The sequence below is a fragment of the Bradyrhizobium canariense genome (genome assembly GCF_018130465.1).
Lineage (GTDB): Bacteria > Pseudomonadota > Alphaproteobacteria > Rhizobiales > Xanthobacteraceae > Bradyrhizobium > Bradyrhizobium canariense_C.
Genome location: NZ_JAFCKJ010000027.1, coordinates 1 through 2,055, shown reverse-complemented (window position 1 = coordinate 2,055; position 2,055 = coordinate 1). Strand labels below are relative to the sequence as shown.

Genomic DNA, 2,055 nt, shown 5'->3' with positions numbered 1-2,055 from the left:
CTCGACGACGGCGTGATGCTGCTGACAAAACCCTACCGCCGCAACCAGCTCGCCGCGATGATCAGGAAGGCGCTGGGAAACATGCCGACCGGCTAGCGTTTCTGCTTGGCGACACATCCAATGGCGTTGCAGATGATCCGCGCTGCGCAGATCGCCCCAATATTCTGGCAGCGTTCCGTATTGGCTTCCCTACTTGTTAGCGGCGTCAATCTTGAGTGTGCTTCCCGGACGCGCTGGGGACAATCGGTTGGCCGGGACCCGCTACGCCGCATGCAGATTGGTTCGGGCGTCTGACGGGCCCTGAAGGTCGGCGTGATGCTGCTGGCCCGCTGCTGACCTTCTCTTAGAACGACGAAATGTCCGCATCCGGCGGATAAGCCGATCTTGTTAGGCGAGCTGCCAAAAGCAGCTTTTGACCCATGGCGGACATAAGGCACTCCGGCGTAATGTCTTCCCCTATGTGGCGGGGAGGTCGATCTTACGCGGCTTGCAGTATCAACTCGCTCACGCGGTCTGGTGCATCGAGCATAGCCATGTGCCCAAAATCCGGCAGTTCGAATGTGGCCCAAGACTTGTCGCTCTTGCAGTCTGCTAGTGCCTTGTCAAAGGGCGGCTGTGGAAATTTTGGGAGGCGGACGTACGTCTTCTTCGCCACCTTTTGGAGCGCCCCGGAAACCTTGATCTGCTGGAGATAGGTGCCGACTGGATGCGGAGTAACCTTAGACTCGGCGAATGCCCGATCTCGTTCGGCAACAACACTGGCCGGATAATGGGCCGATCCGCGAACGCCCGCATCACCCTTGTCAATGGCCGTTTGTATGCCTTTGCGGACTGGCTCGGCCGCGTAGTCCGCCACCCTTTGTCCGTCGGCTGGAATGTAGGCATCAAGCCATACAACCGATGAGACGCGATCGCCGATGCTTTCGAGTGCACCCGAGCCTACAAAGCCTGCATAGGACCAAGCCACGAGGCAGACGTTCTCGAGACTTTCCCATCTGATCAGGTTGACGACGTCGGCAATGTGGGTATCCAGATTGACATCCTTGCTCAGCAAATGCGAGCGCTCGGCTAAACCCGTGAGTGAGGGAGCGAACACTTTATGGCCGTCCTGTTCGAGCCGGTCAGTGACCCGGCGCCATATCCAGCCACCGCAAAAAGCCCCGCTGACAAAGATAAAGGTCTTTCGCGCCGATTGCGCGCGGGCGGCACCGACCGCCCCTGGGGCCGCTGCTGCCGCGAGACCGCCGGTTGCAGCACTGCGAAGGATGCGACGGCGGGTAATTCCACTATTCGTCATGACAAAATTCCTATGGTTTGAGGAAGATCGAGACCGAAGCGGATTGCAACCTTGGAGGATATCCGCGCGTCGGTTCGCGGCCAAGGTCTGCTCGTGGCCCATCAGCGAAGTGGCGGCACCCCACCACGAGGTCTGCTCACGATGCCATGGCGGACGAGATTTGCTCACGCTGAGTTCTTCGGTTTTTGACCCGAAGCGGACATCCAGATCCGAGGGATGGCAGTGACGGATTGAGAGCGTAAGCCAACAAACTAGTTGAAATTTGACGCTCCTCACTCGCGGTGGATTAACCGGCGTCTGCTATGCGACCGATTATCTATCGGAATCGTTTGAGCACGATGACGGCCAGATGAGTCTTTGAGGCTGCTATGATCTTGAGGCCCGGCAACTTGGTTCGGCATAAGAGCGGCGGTCCAATCATGATGATTGACGACCTCATCTCAAAAGACCAATTCAAAGGCGTGTGGGGGATTCACGACGCGCCTCACGATTGCACTTGGCACGAAAACGGCGTCAAAAAAGTTGGCAGTTTTCGCCCCTCCGAATTGCAGAGCGTGTATGCCGACGGCACACCCAGGGACTACGACACCGAGGCGTAACTAAACTTCCGCTTCTGGCCCATCTGCGACCTCGGAAGCCTTCCGTTCTCCGACCGATGGTGGCGGTAAATCGGACATCCGGCGGCCAGCCGTTCGATCTGCTGTTCACCGACGTCGTCATCCCCGGCGGCATGAGCGGGCGCGAGCTCGCCGACAAGG

General features: G+C 58.5%; 2 protein-coding genes. One reads left to right on the top strand and one right to left on the bottom strand.

Annotated elements, in window-relative coordinates:
* Nucleotides 1–478: 478 nt before the first annotated feature.
* Nucleotides 479–1,297, bottom strand: a complete 819-nt coding sequence (locus JQ591_RS35170; protein ID WP_249138008.1) for an alpha/beta fold hydrolase — start codon at nt 1,295–1,297, stop codon at nt 479–481.
* A 419-nt stretch (nt 1,298–1,716) separates the two neighbouring features.
* On the opposite strand from JQ591_RS35170, the gene JQ591_RS35165 reads away from it, so the two are divergent.
* Entirely contained in the window at nt 1,717–1,896 is a 180-nt protein-coding gene (locus JQ591_RS35165) for a hypothetical protein (protein ID WP_211400539.1), read from the top strand.
* Nucleotides 1,897–2,055: the final 159 nt, after the last annotated feature.

Bases quoted from the DNA above. Each gene is read 5' to 3' on its own strand.
- JQ591_RS35170 (WP_249138008.1), bottom strand. From the start codon at position 1,297: ATGACGAATAGTGGAATTACCCGCCGTCGCATCCTTCGCAGTGCTGCA.
- JQ591_RS35165 (WP_211400539.1), top strand. From the start codon at position 1,717: ATGATGATTGACGACCTCATCTCAAAAGACCAATTCAAAGGCGTGTGG.